Below are 19502 nucleotides of genomic sequence, written 5' to 3' on the forward strand. Positions count from 1 at the left end.
ACTTAAAATTCACCACGGATCGGCAGATTGCACCGATATATCATGTAGACGATCTATCATTTCTTCTCCGTGCAATCTGCCGATCCGTAGTGAAAGACGTTTTCGGTATATTTAGAAATACGTTTCATAGCCCGGTGGAGTTGTCATACCTGAATGACCCTATATTCTGTCGGTGTACAGCCGACCACCTTTTTAAATATCCGTGTGAAATGTTGCGGATATTGGAATCCCAGTTCATAAGCGATTTCACTGACAGTTTTTTCCGAAGCCAATATCCTTTCTTTGGCTATATTGATTATTTTTCCCTGAATGTATTCCTGAGCGGTCTTTCCGGTTTCCTTTTTAATCAGATCGCCGAAATAGTTGGATGACAGGTTTACCTTGTCTGCGAAATATTTAACTGTGGGCAATTTTTCGTTTGGCGATTGTTCGCTTTGGAAATAGACATCGAGTAGGTCTTCGAACTTCATCAATACATCTTTGTTCACTTTCGAACGTGTCACGAACTGACGTTCGTAGAAACGCATGCAATAATCCAATAACAATTCGATATTTCTTGCGATCAGGCGCTTGCTATGCTTGTCTATCGGACGGGACAACTCCTGTTGTACCTTGTCAAGGCAATCCTGAAAAATCTTTTTCTCGTCGTCCGAAAGATGCAGGGCTTCATTCGATGCGTATGAAAAGAACGAGTAGTGCTTGATTTCCTGTCCCAAAGATGTGCCGCGGATAAGGTCGGGATGGAAAAGTATCCCGTGTGACATCGGGCGTACACCATCGTTTAGCTTTACTTCGACTACTTGTCCCGGTGCGAAACTTGTCACTGTGCCTTCCTGATAGTCATACATTTGCCGTCCGTAACGCAGATCGCCACACTTTGTCTGTTTCAGGAACAGAGCGTATAATCCATAATTGAGAGTGAAATGTGTGGGAAACACTGTGGCTTTCGACAAGTCGACTACCGTTACCAAAGGGTGCAATGTCTCGAGACCATACATTTTATTATACTGGTCTACCGAGTTGAGCTTGATTACTTCTTCCATAGGACATCTGGTTGTTTATTCTGTGACAAATGTAAGAATTTTCATTATATGTAGTATGGGTGAGGAGATTAAAACAGGAATAGGGGTAAAAATATCCGTAATTAGGGTTGTATCGTCGGCGTTTTTCCTGCCAATGTACCCGAGATTAATAGAACTTTTAGTTCACCAACGGGCAGTATGTTCATTTTCGGACACCCAACTCTCCGCTTAATATACGATTTATGAGGAAGTTATCTGTTTGGCATACCATTTGATTCTATCTCGTCTGTGTGGAATCGATATAGAACAAAATGAAACATCTAAATAAACTAAAGTTATGATTACATTAACCTCTCTTTCTAAAATCTATCGTACAAACGAGATTGAAACAGTAGCCCTTGAGAATGTCAACCTGAAAGTTGATCGTGGTGAATTCCTTAGCATTATGGGACCTTCCGGTTGTGGCAAATCGACTTTACTGAACATTATGGGTTTGCTTGATGCCCCTACCGCAGGGACAATAGAGATAAACGGTACACATACAGAGGGTATGAAAGATAAAGAGCTGGCCGCTTTCCGTAATAAAACGCTTGGTTTTGTATTCCAGTCCTTCCATCTGATAAATTCACTTAACGTAATGGATAATGTGGAACTTCCCTTGTTGTATCGCCATATAGCTTCTTCCGAACGTCGTAAACTGGCACAAGAGGTTCTTGAGAAGGTCGGTTTGAGTCATCGCATGCGTCATTTTCCGACACAGCTTTCCGGCGGTCAGTGCCAGCGCGTTGCCATTGCCCGTGCCATTATCGGTAATCCTGAGATCATCCTTGCCGACGAACCTACCGGTAACCTGGACTCTAAGATGGGTGCCGAGGTGATGGAATTGCTTCATCGCCTGAATAAAGAAGACGGACGTACCATCGTAATGGTAACTCACAATGAGGAACAGGCCGGACAGACTTCACGTACCGTCCGGTTTTTCGACGGACGTCAGGTACAGTAAGCAATAAAGGAATGCAAAATACAATCTAATAAAAAGAGCTTATGATTAAGCAATACTTTAAGCAGTCACTTGTTCTTCTTCAGCAGAATAAGTTGCTGAGTGTTATTGCCATTATTGGTACGGCACTGGCCATTGCCATGATAATGTGCATTGTACTTATCTATCAGGCAAGAACAGCCAACTATGAACCGGAGATAAATCGCGACCGTACCTTATCGATCGAGATGACGATTGCTCAGAAAATTGATGATAAAGGATGGAATATGGGGAATCAGTTATCACTGCGTACCATTAAAGAATGTTTCTATCCAATGACTACGGCGGAAGCGGTGAGCGCCGTGCACTACAGCATGACGTCTTTGGCGGCTACTCCCGACGGAACCCGGGAAGTGAAGTGTGCGGTCAGTTATACGGATGATAATTTTTGGCGTGTATTTGGTTTCCGCTTTTTGCATGGTAAACCTTACGGGCAGGAATTTGTGTCCGGCGAGAAGAAACTGGTAGTGACCCGCTCGTTGGCTCGTCGTCTGTTTGGCATCGACAATGCGGTGGGACGTATCATTTCATTAGGATTTGTCGATTATACCGTCTGTGGAGTAGTGACCGATGTGTCGGTACTGGCCGAGGCTGCTTATGCCGAGGCTTGGGCTCCTTATACGGCATTGCCGGATTATGAACGTAGTGTCAGCGAGGGTCTGCAAGGAGGATATTCATGTTATATCCTGGTACCCAAGGGGGGCGATCCGGATGTAGTTCGAGCCGAGGCACAACAGAATGTAGACCGTATGAACGCCAATCAGAAAGAACTGAAATTGCTGCTTGGAGGTGCGCCCGACACCCGCCTGATGTCTTTGGCCCGTGATAATCCGTTTGATGATCCGGATACATCGCGGTTGGTTCTGATTTATATCGTAGTGATTACCATCCTGTTGTTGGTGCCTGCCATTAACCTGAGCGGTATCACACTTTCGCGTATGCGCCGGCGGATGGAAGAGATCGGTGTGCGACGTGCTTTCGGTGCCACTCGTGGAGAACTTCTCCGGCAGGTGCTCGCCGAGAATTTGGTTGTTACATTGATGGGAGGTGTATTGGGACTGATCTTGTCGTACATAGCCGTGCTATGCATGCGTGACTGGTTACTCAATACTTCTATGTCGGGGTATTATGGAGTGGACACTCAGGTATCCGCAGGTATGGTCATTCAACCGTTTGTATTTGTTTGTGCGTTATTGTTCTGCTTGTTGATGAATCTGCTGAGTGCGGGAATTCCAGCCATTCGTGTATCGCGCACCAACATTGTCAATGCCATTAAATAGAAGAAATCATGATAAAACATTTATTGAAACAGATATGGGCCCAGCGCTCTGTCAACGCTTGGTTGTGGTTTGAACTGATGATTGTCTCAGTCTGCCTGTTCTATGTAATGGACTATCTGTACGTAACCGGAAGATTATATGCCACTCCGCTCGGTTTTGATACCGAACACGTTTATCGGGTAAAACTAGCTTCGATACCTCCCGGAGGAAAGGAATATAAACCCGGTGATACTGATAGCTTGAAGATAGAACAATGGTTCTCCATCCTTTCGCGCCTCAGGGCTTATCCGGGAGTAGAGGCCGTATCGCTGAGTATTGGTTCGCATCCTTACAATCAAAGCAGTTCCAGCGGTTCAAGGGGGATAGATACCACTTGGGTACACGGATATGTGTATAATGTATCACCCGATTATTTCCGGGTATTCCGCATCACTGACAAGCAGGGAAAAACCGAGTCACTTGTACAGGCGGCTACTCAGGAAAACACATGGATCATTTCTGCCGAAACCGAACGTGAGTTTTCCGCTAAGGGAACCGATGCACTGGGTAAAGGAGTGAAGAATTGGGGCGAGACAGAACCGACACATACCATTCGCGGTATATGCAATACCATCCGCTTTGATGATTTTTATCCGCTTTACCCTACTTATATCGAATGTCATTCGGAGGCTGCTTTGTTAGGGTGGAGGGGGAATAATGCGGAGTTTTGTGTGCGTGTCCGTCCGGATGCGGATGGTGTGGACTTTCCGTCCCGTTTCCGTAAAGATATGAAGGTACAGCTTCGGGTCGGTAATTTTTATCTTCTGGATATTACCTCTTTTGACGATCTTCGTGAGAACTATTACCGCAGCAACGGGAAGATAAATGATGTGAAAACCCGGATTGCCGCTTTAGGCTTCTTCTTGCTGAACATTCTGATGGGAGTGATCGGTACATTTTGGATACGGACACAGCAACGGCGTTCGGAGATGGGACTTCGGCTGGCTTTGGGATCTACCCGTGCGAACCTCAGAAGTTTGCTGATCGGTGAAGGGGTTTTATTATTAATACTGGCCACGGTGCCGGCTGCTGTCATAAGTCTGAATCTTGCCTTTATGGATTTGCTGACCGATACGATGCCGGTTGTTACCGTCACCCGTTTCCTGATTGTGCAGGCTATGACGTTTGTGTCGATAGTTGTCATGATCGTCATCGGGATTTGTATACCTGCCCGTCAGGTCATGCGCATTCAGCCTGCAGAAGCATTGCACGAAGAATAAGCATGTCTGTTGGGGGACACTCCCGAGTTCATTTACGGGCAGAGTGTTCATTATCGGACACCTTGTTTGGAACATAAGCGGTTGTATTTAAAGGAATTAATTTTTTGGCATATCATTTGAACAAGAATCTAATAAAAGAAATATTTAAAACTATAAGTGATGATTACATTAACTTCTCTTTCTAAAATCTATCGTACAAACGAGATTGAAACAGTAGCGCTCGAAAACGTGAATCTGACAGTCGACCGTGGTGAGTTTCTGAGTATCATGGGCCCTTCGGGTTGTGGTAAATCTACTTTGTTGAACATCATGGGATTGCTGGATGCTCCTACGACGGGTACGATCGAAATAAACGGTACACATACAGAAGGCATGAAAGATAAAGAATTGGCTGCTTTCCGTAATAAGACACTGGGTTTCGTTTTCCAGTCTTTCCACTTGATCAACTCACTCAACGTACTGGATAATGTGGAGCTTCCGTTACTCTACCGTCGTGTCAGTTCGTCCGAGCGTAGAAAGTTGGCGCAGGAGGTTCTCGAGAAGGTGGGGTTGAGCCATCGTATGCGTCATTTCCCGACACAGCTTTCCGGTGGTCAGTGCCAGCGTGTTGCCATTGCCCGTGCCATCATCGGTAATCCCGAGATTATCCTTGCCGACGAACCTACCGGTAACCTGGATTCTAAGATGGGTGCCGAAGTAATGGAACTGCTTCATCGCCTGAATAAGGAAGACGGACGTACCATCGTAATGGTTACTCACAATGAAGAACAGGCCAAACAAACCTCTCGCACCATCCGCTTCTTCGACGGACGTCAAGTGCAATAAATAATACAAAGTACAATGAAAGCAAAAATTATACTCGTAGCTTTGGCTCTTTTCCTGGGAGCCATCGGTTATACGGTGCAAGCTCAATGCAGTGCCGATTGCCAATGTGGTAAAACTACCGAAGATAAAACCTTGGCTGTCGGTAACCGTAAAGTTGCCGATTTCTCCATGATCCGGCTGGAGGCTGTCGGAGATATTTTTTTCACTCAGTCCGACCGTTGTTCCGTCCGGATAGAGGGGCCGCAAGAATACGTATCCAAAACTACTACAGTTGTGAAAAATGGTGTTTTAGTGATCGGATATCAAAAAAACAACAATAATTCCAAACACATAAAATTGTATATTACGGCTCCCAATTTGGACAATGTGAAGTTGCAAGGCGTGGGTAGCTTTAATTGCCGGGAACCACTTCGGTCAAGGCGCTTCGACCTGATCCTTTCAGGAGTGGGAGATGTTAATATCGACAATTTGAAGTGTAAGGATTTCACGGTGAAACTGGATGGAGTGGGCTGTGTAAATGTCAAGGTTGATTGTGACGCATTGGAAGCCCAAGCCAATGGAGTGGGAAGCATGACCCTGAATGGTAAAGCCGGTACCGCAAAAATATCAAGAAACGGGGTTGGCGGTGTCAATACCGATGGACTGAAAATAGGAAAATAGTAACAAGCACAAAATGATTAAACAATATTTCAAGCAGGCCCTTGCACAACTCAGACAGCAGCCCTTGCTGACTACGATTAGTGTGTTGGGCACTGCTTTGACCATTTGCCTGATTATGGTAGTGGTCATGCAACAGCAAATAAAAACCACCCCTTTTGCTCCGGAGAGTAACCGTAACCGGCTATTGCATGTCAAACAGATGAGCACGAGCAACAAAAACTGGAGTGATGACGGATCGAGTAACGGTCCGATGGGGCTGCAGACAGCAAAAGGATGTTTTGAAGGATTAACGACGGCCGAGGAAGTCAGTATCTATACGATACCCGAAACTATGCAGGTAGCTTTGCCCCGTGGTGTACGTACGGGGATCGATGCCCTCGAGACCGATGGAGCTTTCTGGAGGATATTCGACTTTTCGTTTATAGACGGTAAGCCTTATTCGGATGCGGAAGTAAAATCCGGGCTTCCGGTAGCTGTTATAACAGAGAGTGTCGCACGTCTTCTTTTCGGTACGTCCCATCAGGTGTCCGGTAAGGAGATCTTGGTGAATGATGCGGTCTACCGGATAAGCGGAGTGGTGAAAGATGTGTCTTCAATGGCTTCGACAGCCTATGCACAGATTTGGGTTCCATATTCATCGACCCATATTACGGGAGGAGACAATACCTGGTGTGACGGGATTATGGGAGTGATGCGGGTTGTGATCCTGGCCCGCAGTTCTTCCGACTTCGAAGCTATCCGTGCAGAGTGCGAACGTCGCCGCTTGGCTTATAACGCCGGGTTGGGTGATTATTTTGTTTTCTACCGTGGGCAGCCGGATGACCAACTGACGATGTCGCAGCATAAGTGGGCAAATGTGCAGCCGGATATGGCAGCCTATTTTCGTCAGCAAGTCATTATATTTTTGATTCTGTTACTGGTACCTGCCATCAATCTGAGCTCGATGACCCATAGCCGTTTGAGACAACGCGTTGCCGAGATCGGTGTACGGCGTTCGTTCGGAGCTACCCGTGGGGGAGTGATGGGGCAAATTGTTGCCGAGAATCTGGTACTGACTTTGATGGCCGGAGTGGTCGGACTGTTGTTCTGTCTGATCATATCTTATTGTTGGGGAGGTACGCTTTTTGCCGATAGCAGATTGATGTACCTTAACACGGCTCCGGTTATCGAGTGGAAAATGCTTTTTAAATTTTCTACTTTTATTTATGCATTACTTTTCTGTTTGGCACTGAATCTGCTGAGTAGTGGATGGCCGGCCTGGAGGGCATCGCGGATGTCTATTATAAATGCTCTTAGCGGAAAGCTTAACTAAACACTACACAAACGATGAATAAGAAACTGTTGAAACAAATAGTAAACGAACGGCGCTCTAACTCCTGGCTGTTCATAGAACTGCTGCTGGTAAGCATTGTGCTTTGGTATGTAGTCGATTATATGTTTGTCACCCTTTATACCTATTTTGAACCTCGCGGGTTCGATATTGAGAATACCTATCGGGTGGAGTTCGATTACCTGACAGAGAAAAGTCCCGACTACATAGCCAACCGTACGGATGAGGAAGCACATGCAGATATGCGTGAGTTACTGGATCGCCTTCGTCGTCGTCCCGGAGTCGAGGCGGTGAGTATGTCGCAAAATTCTTTCCCGTACAACGGAAGTAACAGTGGGATGGACGTACGCCTGGATACCATGGAGAGCAAGTACAACATCCGTCGTTGGGTGACGCCCGACTTCTTCCGTGTTTTCCGTTATCAGGGAGCTAACGGAGAAACTCCGGAACAATTAGCTGCTCTGTTGAAGGAAGGTACTTTTATGGTATCGCGTAATGTGTTCGAGTCACGTTATAAGATCGATTTGAAAGACTATGTAGGCAAAGAGTTTTGTCTGGATCAGGACACTGCCCATTTATCCAAATTGGTGGCAGCGCTCCAAGTGGTCCGTTATGATGATTTTTCCTCCGGTGCTTATAGCCGGTCCGCAGTCATCTTGTTACCGGAGAATCGGTTGGCTTCGGGCAATGAAATCTGTTTGCGTACGAACAAAAACGAATCTGCCGCTTTTGCCGAACAACTGATGAAGGATGCCCCGTCCCAATATCGGGTAGGCAATCTTTTTCTGACCAAGGTAAGTTCATTCCGGGACATACGGCATACGTTCCAGTTGGACGATATGAATACTTTACGTAACTATCTGGTAGGTATGGGCTTTTTGCTGCTCAATATTTTTCTGGGGCTATTGGGAACATTCTGGTTCCGCACCCAGCAGCGTAAAGGTGAGATGGCGCTGATGATGGCAGTAGGAGGGAGTAAGCAAAGCGTATTCTTTCGTTTGCTGAGCGAAGGTTGGCTGATGCTTCTTCTGGTTACTCCGTTGGCTATTGGTGTCGATTTCTATATCGCAAAGAGTGAACTGACACCTTCGTGGTACTTTTCTACTTTTTCTGTCGGTCGCTTTATGTTGTGCGAAGGCATCACGTTACTGTTGATGGCACTGATGATCTTGGCAGGTATCTGGTTCCCGGCCCGTCAGTCTATGAAAATCCAGCCGGCGGAGGCATTGCACGAAGAATAAAAGCTTATCGCAATATTTTATCATCTATCTGCGTTGTTTTCAAGATTATAACGTATATTTGCGTTCACAATCCTGATACAACGCAGATTTTTGCTATGAACAAACGATTATATACTATATTTCTTATATCTGTCTTCTTATTACTCCCGGGATTTTCCACTGCTGCGGAACGTATTTATAATGTTCTCTTCGTTCAGTCGTATGCTCCGGAGACACCTTGGCATAATGACTTGGTTCGGGGGTTGAAAGACGGTTTCGGTGAATCGGGATTGAAAGTGAATATTACAACCGAATTTCTGGATGCCAATTTCTGGACTTATCAATCCGAAAAGCTGATTATGCGTCGTTTTTGCGAACGGGCCCGTGAAAGGGGAACAGACTTGATTGTTACCGTCAGTGACGAGGCTTTTCATACTTTGCTGACATGCGGAGACTCGTTAGCCTTGCAGTTGCCCGTTGTCTTTTTTAATATAAAATATCCGGAAGGCAGCCTGATCGATTCGTTACCCAATGTGTGTGGATATACGGCGAATCCCGATTTCGGAGAATTACTGAGGCAGGCGAGTCGCCTTTTCCCTACCCGGACGGAGGTGGTCTGTATCTCCGACAATAGCCTGTTGAGTTCGAAAGGGAAAGATGATTTTATGAACGAATGGGAAGGCTTTGTGGAGGAGCATCCGGAATATACGGTGACCTTTTATAATTCGCAGACCGATACAACCAATAAAATTATTGCTTCTACCTGCTATCCCCGCAATACACATAAGACATTGATCATCGCTCCTAAGTGGTCGTCTTTTATGTCCTTTATCGGTCGTAACTCAAAAGCGCCTTTCTTTTCGTGCGAGAACCTTGCGTTGACTAATGGTGCCTTTGGCGCGTATGATGCCGATTCGTATGCTTCGGCGCATGAAGTAGGGCGGACGGCCGCCGATGTGCTGCGTGGCAAATCTCCCTCGGAAGTGGGAATCATTGAATCTCCTTTGAAGTTTATGTACGATTTCAAGCAGCTTGTGTTTTTTAAGGTAGATCCCAAGCAGGCGAGTGCTATCGGCGGAACCATTATTAACGAGCCATATATGGAGAAATACCGTATGCTGTACATCTTGTTGTATAGTTCGATATTGGCTTTACTGGTGTTCCTGATAGTGTGGCTGTATCGTATAAACCGTCGTGAATCCCGCCGTCGCATCCATGCCCAGACCCGCCTGCTGATACAAAACCGGTTGGTGGCCCAACGTGATGAATTTGATAATGTGTTTCATTCCATCCGTGATGGTGTGATCACTTACGACACCGATTTCCGTATTCATTTTACCAATCGTTCTTTATTGAAGATGCTGCATTTGCCCAAAGATGAAGCCGCTCGACCTTACGAAGGCTTGCCGGCAGGCAGTATTTTTAAGATCTACAATAATGGTAAAGAGATTCTCCGTCCTATGCTCAAGCAGGTGGTGACTGAAGAAAGCAGCGTAGTCATTCCGGAAAATTCATTTATGCAAGAGGTGCACAGTGGGAGTTATTTTCCGGTTTCAGGAGAGGTTGTTCCTATCCGTGCACATGGAAAAATTACGGGAATGGCTCTCTCTGCCCGTAATATATCGGATGAAGAGATGCAGAAGCGTTTTTTCAGTATGGCGGTAGACGAGAGTTCTATCTACCCTTGGCAATATAATATCCGCACCGGCCTGTTTACTTTCCCTGCGGGCTTTCTGACACGTTTTGGTTTTGCGGAAAATAAGACTACCATTTCACGTGGCGAGATGGACCGGATGATTCATCCGGACGATCAGGAATCGGCATACGAGATTTTCAACCGGGCACTGGCGGGCCTCAGTCAGAGTACGCGTATGAGTTTCCGTCAGCTTAGTGGTGACGGTAATTATGAGTGGTGGGAATATCGGACGTCGGTGCTTGCAGGATTGACAACAGACACGCCCTACAGTATTTTGGGAGTATGCCAGAGTATACAACGCTATAAGACAACCGAAGAGGAATTAACCGCAGCGCGTGATAAAGCACTTCAGGCGGATAAATTGAAATCGGCTTTCCTTGCCAATATGAGTCATGAGATACGTACGCCGCTGAATGCGATTGTAGGTTTCTCTGATTTGTTGAGCGATACCAGCGGGTTTACCGAAGAAGAGGTTAAGCTATTTATAGAGACTATCAATAAGAATTGCGGACTGTTGCTGGCACTTATCAATGATATTCTCGATTTGTCCCGTATAGAATCCGGCACAATGGATTTTCAGTTTGCCGGTCACAATCTTCCGTTATTGATGAAGAATGTATACGATTCACAGCGTTTGAATATGCCTCCGGGAGTGCAGTTGGTGCTGAAGTTGCCGGAGAATAGCAAAAAGTATCTGGTGACGGATAATGTCCGCCTCCAACAAGTGGTAAACAACTTGATCAACAATGCCGTTAAGTTTACGACTCAAGGTTCGATTACATTCGGATATACCGAAGAAGAACCCGGCTACACTTCTCTTTTTGTCGAAGACACCGGAAAAGGTATTTCGGAAGATGGATTGAGGCATATCTTTGAACGTTTCTATAAGGTAGATAGCTTTACCCAGGGTGCGGGGCTCGGACTGAGTATTTGCCAGACTATCGTAGGACGTCTGAACGGGACGATTACCGTCACTTCAGAAGAAGGGCACGGAACCCGTTTCACTGTCCGCCTTCCGGATATTTGCGAATAATGATACCGGAGGACGTCCGTCTCCGAACAAACTGTTCATTTTCGGACAGCAGAAAGAACGATGGACGATAAGCGGTGAACGATAAACAGTGAATGATGAGTGGTGAACGATAAGCGATGAACGATGAATGAAGAGCGGTGAACGGAGGGAACGGACGGTGGATGTTCCTGATGCTAAAAGATCAGTAGCCGCGACCTTTCACCAGAGGGTGTATCCCTCTCTTTTCTGTTCATTTACAGCGTGGTTACCCGTCCGAAAGAGGCTGCTCCATTATCGTTTTTCCTATTTTGCATCCATCGTTTCTTTCCCTATACCCTTTCTCTTTTCCCGTTTATTTTCCCTTTTACTCCCTCAACCTCCCTTACTCATTGCTCTTTGTTTCGTGTTCCCGTTTCCCCGGTATTCACTTTTGGCACGGGGTTTGCTTTTCAGCCGGTAAATAAACGAATATTATATGAAACGATACTTTCTACTTTCTGCTTTTGCATTTTGCTCGTTGGCGCTGAGTGCGCAGGAAACGCAGGAAATCACCTTGAATGAAGCCATTGCACTGGCACGAACACAGTCTGTAGATGCAGCAGTAGCTCTGAATGAGCTGAAGACAGCTTATTGGGAGTACCGCACGTTTCGCGCCGATCTTCTTCCGGAAGTAAATTTCAGCGGTACATTGCCCAGTTACAGCAAGCAGTATAACAGTTATCAGAATGAAGACGGCTCTTACTCGTTTGTCCGCAGTAATAAGTTAGGATTGAACGGTGCTTTGTCTATCGACCAGAACATCTGGTTTACGGGAGGTAAAGTTTCATTGTCCTCTTCACTCGACTTTATGAAACAGTTAGGTTCCGGAGGAAGCCGGCAGTTCATGTCTGTCCCTATCGCCCTTCAACTGACTCAGCCCATTTTCGGAGTAAACAACCTGAAGTGGAACCGCCGTATCGAACCGGTGCGTTACGAAGAGGCGAAAGCCGCTTTTATTACTGCGACGGAGACGGTGACCATGAATGCGATCACTTACTTCTTCAATTTGCTGTCGGCAAAGGAGACACTGGGCACTGCCCGACAGAATCAGGTGAATGCCGACCGTTTGTACGAGGTGGCCGGGGCTAAACGAAAAATGGGTCAAATCTCAGAAAATGAACTTCTGCAACTGAAGCTTGCCGCCCTGAAAGCCCGGGCTGCCGTGACGGATGCAGAAAGCAATCTCAATGCCCATATGTTCCGTTTGCGCTCTTTCCTGGCCATAGGAAACGACCTGATACTGGAACCTGTGGTACCGGAATCGGCTCCCAACCTAAAGATGGAATACAACCAAGTGCTGAACAAAGCACTGGAACGCAATTCGTTTGCCCACAATATTCGTCGTCGTCAGTTAGAGGCCGAATATGAAGTTGCAACAGCCCGGGGAAATCTCAGGAGCGTCGATCTTTTTGCCAATGTAGGTTATACGGGACTGAATAAAGACTTATCTCCTGCCTATCACAATTTGCTAGACAATCAGGTGGTTGAGGTCGGTGTTAAAATTCCAATCCTCGACTGGGGCAAACGCCGTGGAAAAGTGAGGGTAGCCAAGAGTAACCGGGACGTTACCCTGTCCAAGATAAAGAAGGAACAGATGGATTTCGATCAGGACATCTTCCTGCTGGTCGAGCATTTCAACAATCAGGCACAGCAGCTTTCCATAGCCAATGAGGCCGATAAGATTGCGCAACAGCGCTATAAGACGAGTGTCGAAACATTCCTGATCGGTAAGATCAATACACTCGATCTGAACGACGCCCAGAACTCGAAAGACGATGCGCGCCAAAAACATATCAACGAACTGTACTGGTATTGGTATTACTATTATCAACTCCGTAGCCTGACGTTGTGGGATTTCCAAAACAATACTCCCCTGGAAGCTGATTTTGAAGATATTGTAAAAAAATAATTGTGTGTTTGTTCTTTTTAAACAGGAGGGCTGTTGGTTTCAGACCAACGCCTCTTTGGTTTTAAACCAAGAGGTCTTACCTTTTAAACCAACGTACCTTTGGTTTTAAACCAAAAAAGAGTAGTTTTGCAACTCAAAAATTGATGCCTATGCTTTTAATTATAGATGATGATAGCGGGGTCCGCTCTTCCCTGAGTTTTATGCTGAAACGCGCCGGTTATCAGGTAATTGCAGTGACCGGCCCGCGTGAGGCGATGGAAGTAGTTCGTTCGGAAGCTCCTTCTCTGATCCTGATGGATATGAATTTTACACTTTCCACTTCCGGTGAAGAAGGATTGACGCTTTTAAAACAAGTAAAGGTTTTTCGTCCCGATGTCCCGGTCATTCTGATGACTGCCTGGGGCAGTATACAGTTGGCTGTACAAGGGATGCAGGCCGGTGCATTCGACTTTATCACGAAACCCTGGAATAACGCTGCTCTGTTGCAGCGCATCGAGACGGCACTCGAACTGACTGCCACTCCCAAAGACACTCCGCAAGAGCAAAGCGGAACACTCAACCGGAGCCATATCATAGGCAAAAGCCGTGGGTTGATGGAGGTATTGAATACGGTAGCACGTATTGCTCCTACCAATGCTCCCGTATTGATCACGGGTGAAAGCGGAACGGGTAAAGAACTGATAGCCGAAGCCATCCATATCAATAGCCAACGTGTCCGCCAGCCTTTTGTAAAAGTCAATCTGGGAGGAATTTCACAGAGCCTTTTCGAAAGTGAAATGTTCGGTCATAAAAAAGGTGCGTTTACAGATGCCACTGCCGACCGTATGGGGCGTTTTGAAATGGCGAACAAAGGAACTATTTTTTTGGATGAAATCGGGGATCTCGATCCGTCGTGCCAGGTAAAGCTGCTGCGGGTATTGCAGGACCAGACCTTTGAGGTGTTGGGAGACAGTCGCCCGCGTAAGACGGATATCCGGGTGGTTTCGGCTACGAATGCCGACCTGAGTAAGATGGTGAGCGAACACACTTTTCGTGAAGACCTGTTCTATCGTATCAATCTGATAACCGTAAAACTGCCTGCACTGAGAGAACGCAGAGAAGATATACCATTGCTTGCCAGACACTTTGCCGACCGTCAGGCGGAGATTAACAATCTGCCCCGTACAGAATTCTCGTCGGATGCGTTGAACTTCCTGAGCCGTTTACCTTTTCCGGGCAATATCCGTGAATTGAAGAACCTGGTAGAACGTACGATTTTGGTCAGCGGGAAGGAAGTGTTGGATGCAATCGATTTCGAGAACCAATACCAACGTCATGACGAAAGTGTGGCAACTTCTTCTTCATTTGCGGGAATGACCTTGGATGAAATTGAAAAGCAAACGATTCTTCAGGCACTGGAACGCTATAAAGGAAATCTCAGCCAGGTGGCTACCGCATTGGGCATCAGTCGTGCAGCATTGTATCGCCGTTTGGAGAAATATGATATCGGTGATAAGTAACCCGTTGCTTATCATGGTCCGTTAATCGTTAATCATCAATCACATGTCAGTAAAGGGATTCTTCTTCATACTTGTTTTCTTCTTGGTCGCTATCATGGGTTTTCTGATTTATATATCCGAAACCGTTGTCGTGAAGTATCTCTATATTGCCGAAGCATTGATGCTGCTCCTGATGCTGTATCTTATTTTGTTTTACCGGAAAATCGTGAAACCGATGAACACCATCGGCAGTGGTATGGAACTTCTCAGAGAACAGGACTTCAGTAGCCGGTTAAGCCATGTGGGGCAGCAGGAGGCCGACCGTGTGGTAAATGTTTTCAATCGCATGATGGAACAACTGAAAAACGAACGGCTGCGCTTGCGAGAACAGAATCATTTTCTCGACCTGATGATTAATGCTTCCCCCATGGGCGTTATTATCATGACGCTGGACGAAGAGGTATCTCAACTCAACCCCATGGCGATGAAGATGATGGGAGTCCGTCCGGAAGAAGCCGAGGGCAGGAAATTGTCGGAAATCGATTCTCCGCTTGCCCTGGAATTGGCCGCCATTCCGAATGGAGAAACCAGCACCGTCCGGCTGAACGACTCGAGTATCTATAAATGCACCCACTCTTCATTTGTGGACCGCGGCTTCCAGCATCCTTTCTATCTGATGGAAGGATTGACCGATGAAGTGATGAAAGCTGAAAAGAAGGCATACGAGAAAGTGATCCGTATGATTGCGCATGAGGTGAATAATACAACAGCGGGCATCACTTCCACATTGGATACGGTAGAGCAGGCATTGTCCGAGTCGGAAGGTATGGAGGATATTTGCGATGTGATGCGCGTATGTACCGAGCGTTGTTTTTCTATGAGTCATTTCATTACCCGCTTTGCCGATGTGGTGAAGATTCCCGAGCCCCGTTTTACTCCGACCAACCTGAATGACCTTGCATTTACCTGCAAGCGTTTTATGGAAGGGATGTGCAATGACCGGAACATCCGGTTGCAACTGATATGTGACGAATCTCTGGACGATGTGAAGCTGGATGCGTCTCTGTTTGAACAAGTATTGGTAAATATTATTAAGAATGCGGCCGAGAGTATCGGACAGGACGGGCAGATCATCATTCGTACTTCATTGCCTACAGCTATCGAAGTGGTGGATAACGGACCCGGTATATCAAAAGAGACTGAAGCAAAACTCTTCAGTCCCTTCTTTTCTACCAAACCCAACGGACAAGGTATCGGTTTGATTTTTATTCGCGAAGTTCTGAGCCGTCATGGCTGCACGTTTTCATTGCGTACATACGCCGACGGACTGACAAGATTCAGGATTCTATTTCCGTGATTCTTGCCATTTCACGGCATATTCATCCAGTATCCGTTTGATTCCCTGACCTATTTTCACATAATCCTTTTCATTCAGGTTAGCCAGTGATACACGTACGCTCCATTCCGGTCCGGCAAAACCCCCTCCGTTAAGCAATACTAGTGAGGTTTCGTTGGCCAGGCGGAAAACAACATCCAGCGGGCTGTAAGTTTTCTTCAGATAACTGACAAATTCTTCTCCATAGAATATCTTGGCCCATACCAGCATATCTATTTCGCTGTAGTAACCTACACGCAGCGGATCGTCTACGAGTGAGAATCCGGTGTTATCCCACAGGGCTTTCAAGCGACGCCGGATAATCTCCTGCATTTTGTTTTTATACCGGTTTTCCTTATCCAGAATGGCGAAAGAAGCAAACAGGCTCATTTGCGTCTGTTGTGGCAGTGATAATCCGGCGGTGTGGTTCAGAGCTACCTGGCGGCTGTCAGCCACCATGCGGTCGATGAATTTCAGTTTCTCGGGTGTAAGAGTCAGACTGGAGTAACGCTTATTGAGAATTGTCTTCTGCTCTTCCGGCAGGTGGGCTATCATCCGGTCGAAGATATTCTCTTCGTGCAGAGCGATCACGGCATCCCTCCATCCCGTGGCTCCGAAATATTTGGAGAAAGAGTAGACACACAAAGTGTTTTGTGGTAATTCGGCCATCAGTGAGCGGAAATGCGGACTGAATGTCCCGTATACGTCATCTGTAATAATCATCAGGTTCGGATTGTCTTTTTTCACGATATCTACAATCCGTGCGGCAGTCTCGGGACTCAGTGTATAACTGGGCGGGTTACTGGGATTGGTAATGAAGAGTGCCTTGATCTGCGGGTTCCTCAGGCGGTCTATATCTTCGTCTTTGTATTGCCAGGTGTGCAATCCGTCTGTCGTCATCTGATCCGCAGATATTTCCGTAACGTTAAATTCATAGCGTCTCAATTGAGGAATTTCAATATAAGGAGTGAAGACAGGTACCATCAAGGCGATTCCATCCCCTTTATTGAGCAGGAAGTTTTCTTGCAGAGAGTCGAAAACGTAGCACATGGCTGCTGTTCCGCCTTCGGTGGCAAACAAATCGTATTTGCCTTTCGGCGGACGACGGTCGCACATCTCCTGTGCCAGATAGTCTTGCACAATCATTTCGGTAAATTGCAGAATGCGGTCCGGCACCGGATACTGATCGCCTACCACTCCTTCCGCCCATTCGTGGACAAGGGTATCCGGGTCGGCGGCATGTTCCAGCAACATGTATTGATAAGTCCCTTTCAACAGCTCTGCCCCCGGCTGGCTGTGGTTGGTCTTGAGGAAAGTCTCAAAGCGGGCGGCAATTCCGTCTTTTTGCGGAATACCGGCTATTCCTTCCGGCAGGTACATCACACGCCTACACTCTTCCAATCCGAATTTACCTAAAAGGAAGAACGCTTCGCGCGGAGTGGTAGCAATCCAGTTCGGATTTCCACGTCCGGCATTCAGCATGGTGTGGGCTATCTTCTTGATGCTCTCGTCAGCCATTTCAATCAGTTTGTTCTTCAATTCGAAAGGACTGATGCTCTCCATCTTTTTAGCAAAACTTTTAGTTACTGCTCCGTTGTTTTCATTACTTTTCATCATTATATCAAGAGTTATGTTTAATTAATATTAAAAATCTGTTTCTACATAAGTAATACGATCACTACTCCCCAGATAATCAGAAGAGTATTCCCGACAGCATACGTCACAGTATATCCCAAAGCAGGAGTTTCGCTTTCAACGGCTTCCTGGATGGCTCCTAATGCAGCCGTAGTGGTACGTGCGCCGGCTGTGCATCCCAATACCAGTGCCGGATGGAATTTAAAGATATATTTTGCCATCAGTATGCCTGCTATCAGAGGAATGGAAGTGGCCAGTGCGCCTACGATGAACAGGCTTAAACCCACTTCCTTGAACCCTTGCACGAAGCTGGGACCTGCAGCAATGCCCACAACGGCAATAAACATGTTCAGCCCCACGTTATCCAGTATCCAGAGAGCGGGTTCGGGAATACGTCCGAAAGTAGGGTGTTTGCTGCGTAGCCATCCGAAGAATAATCCGCCGATCAAGGCTCCTCCGCTAGTGCTGAGGCTGATGGGGACTCCTCCCATGTGAATGCTGAGTGCGCCGATCAGTCCTCCTATCAAAATACCCAGTCCGACAAAGATCATGTCTGTCTGGTTGGTCGGCCGGTCGGCATATCCCAGCTGCTTGGCTGCCGCATCCACTTCATGTTTGGTACCCACCAGTTCTACCATGTCACCGGCGTCGACCACGGTCTGGGCCAATACCGGTATGTCGATACCTGCCCGTTTGATGCGGCGAATGCTGACACCGTGCATAAATTTCAGGGCCCGGATGGTGCTGACTTTTTCTCCGGCAACCGTTTTGCGGGTGACCATAACGGGTAATACCTCGGCAGGGAAGTCCAGCAACTGCGGGTCCAATACTTCAGGACCGATCCAGTCCTCTTCACCGATCACATACTCGCGCCGGCCGCTCAGTACCACTTCGTCGCCTTTCTTCAGTACAAAAGTCGGACTAACCTCTTTTACGATGATTCCTGCCTGGCGCACCCGTTCCACAAACAGGCGTTTATCGTTTTCCTGAAAATAACTTTCAAGATCTGACACCCGTTTGCCGTCACCAAACCAGTCGTTGGCTATTTTATAAGCACGGAAAGTGACGGGGCGGGCGGCTGCCATGAATCCGGGTTGATCCGCTTCGTTATTTCCCATTTTGGCTTCCAGTTCTTTGCAGGCAGCTTTCACTTTATCGAGTCCCCCCAGCAGTCGCGGGCCGAGTGAACCCAATACCCATGCAGAGCCGGCCGTACCGAAGATGTAAGTTACGGCATACGACACCGGGATAATGTTATTATATGCTTCTTTGGTTTCCGGAGAGATGTTCAGTTCGTTAATCGTGTCTCCGGCCACGCCGATTACGGCAGAGATGGTTTGCGATCCGGCCAGTAATCCGGCAGCCTCACCTACATTATACCCCATAATCTTAGCCAGTATCCAAGGGATGATCAGGCAGAATACACACATGATGGCGGCAAACCCCATTTGAGGGAGTCCGTCCTTTTTCAGTCCGCGGAAAAACTGAGGACCGACCTTATAGCCGATAGCGAAAAGAAAAAGCAGAAAGAAAACAGATTTGATAGGTCCGTCGACGGTGATGTCGAGTTGTCCGACAAGGACTCCTACCAGCAATACGCTTGTTACAACTCCCAGGCTGAACTTTCCGATTTTGATTTTTCCAATCCAAAAGCCCATAAAAAGGGTCAGGAAGATAGCCAGCTCGGGGTGTACCCTAAGTTGATGTACAATCCAATCCATAG

14 protein-coding genes are annotated in these 19502 nt (G+C 46.8%); 11 read left to right on the forward strand and 3 right to left on the reverse strand.

The features are described from left to right. Positions 1–143 precede the first annotated feature (143 nt). Positions 144–1043 (reverse strand): helix-turn-helix domain-containing protein, encoded by a 900-nt coding sequence (locus BSHG_RS10875; protein ID WP_005786279.1) that lies wholly within the window; start codon positions 1041–1043, stop codon positions 144–146. Positions 1044–1359: 316 nt separating this feature from the next. On the opposite strand from BSHG_RS10875, the gene BSHG_RS10870 reads away from it, so the two are divergent. The 11 genes from BSHG_RS10870 to BSHG_RS10820 all read left to right on the forward strand — a co-directional run bounded on the left by BSHG_RS10870 (position 1360) and on the right by BSHG_RS10820 (position 16126). Further along, a complete protein-coding gene (locus BSHG_RS10870) occupies positions 1360–2025 on the forward strand; it encodes an ABC transporter ATP-binding protein (RefSeq protein ID WP_005786282.1) in 666 nt (221 codons plus the stop codon). Between the two features lie 41 nt (positions 2026–2066). Next, positions 2067–3341, forward strand: coding sequence for an ABC transporter permease (locus tag BSHG_RS10865; RefSeq protein ID WP_008659224.1), 1275 nt, complete (start codon positions 2067–2069; stop codon positions 3339–3341). 8 nt (positions 3342–3349) lie between these two features. Further along, on the forward strand, positions 3350–4600 hold the full coding sequence (locus tag BSHG_RS10860) for an FtsX-like permease family protein (protein ID WP_005795277.1): 1251 nt from the start codon (positions 3350–3352) through the stop codon (positions 4598–4600). Between the two features lie 159 nt (positions 4601–4759). After that, positions 4760–5425, forward strand: a complete 666-nt coding sequence (locus BSHG_RS10855) for an ABC transporter ATP-binding protein (protein ID WP_005786290.1) — start codon at positions 4760–4762, stop codon at positions 5423–5425. Between the two features lie 15 nt (positions 5426–5440). Then, positions 5441–6085, forward strand: coding sequence for a head GIN domain-containing protein (locus tag BSHG_RS10850; RefSeq protein WP_008659227.1), 645 nt, complete (start codon positions 5441–5443; stop codon positions 6083–6085). A 13-nt stretch (positions 6086–6098) separates the two neighbouring features. Then, a complete protein-coding gene (locus BSHG_RS10845; protein WP_005816640.1) occupies positions 6099–7397 on the forward strand; it encodes an ABC transporter permease in 1299 nt (432 codons plus the stop codon). Between the two features lie 14 nt (positions 7398–7411). Then, positions 7412–8656, forward strand: coding sequence for an FtsX-like permease family protein (locus BSHG_RS10840; protein ID WP_005816642.1), 1245 nt, complete (start codon positions 7412–7414; stop codon positions 8654–8656). Between the two features lie 95 nt (positions 8657–8751). Continuing rightward, complete coding sequence (locus BSHG_RS10835; RefSeq protein WP_005795272.1) at positions 8752–11364, forward strand: ATP-binding protein; 2613 nt, start codon at positions 8752–8754, stop codon at positions 11362–11364. 454 nt (positions 11365–11818) lie between these two features. After that, the gene (locus BSHG_RS10830) at positions 11819–13291 is read left to right on the forward strand and encodes a TolC family protein (protein WP_005795271.1); all 1473 of its coding nucleotides are present in this window, start codon (positions 11819–11821) and stop codon (positions 13289–13291) included. 149 nt (positions 13292–13440) lie between these two features. Further along, the gene (locus BSHG_RS10825; protein ID WP_005786303.1) at positions 13441–14790 is read left to right on the forward strand and encodes a sigma-54-dependent transcriptional regulator; all 1350 of its coding nucleotides are present in this window, start codon (positions 13441–13443) and stop codon (positions 14788–14790) included. 43 nt (positions 14791–14833) lie between these two features. After that, positions 14834–16126, forward strand: a complete 1293-nt coding sequence (locus tag BSHG_RS10820; protein ID WP_005786305.1) for a sensor histidine kinase — start codon at positions 14834–14836, stop codon at positions 16124–16126. Here BSHG_RS10820 and aspD read toward each other — a convergent pair. After that, positions 16115–17761 carry an aspartate 4-decarboxylase gene (gene aspD, locus BSHG_RS10815; RefSeq protein ID WP_005795269.1) on the reverse strand — a complete coding sequence of 549 codons (1647 nt, stop codon included), beginning with the start codon at positions 17759–17761 and terminating at the stop codon, positions 16115–16117. The two genes, BSHG_RS10820 and aspD, sit on opposite strands and share 12 nt — an antisense overlap. 41 nt (positions 17762–17802) lie before the next feature. Next, positions 17803–19500: an aspartate-alanine antiporter gene (gene aspT, locus BSHG_RS10810; protein WP_008659241.1), complete on the reverse strand. Its 1698-nt coding sequence runs from the start codon at positions 19498–19500 to the stop codon at positions 17803–17805. Positions 19501–19502 lie beyond the last annotated feature (2 nt).

The sequence above is a fragment of the Bacteroides sp. 3_2_5 genome, assembly GCF_000159855.2.
Lineage (GTDB): Bacteria > Bacteroidota > Bacteroidia > Bacteroidales > Bacteroidaceae > Bacteroides > Bacteroides fragilis.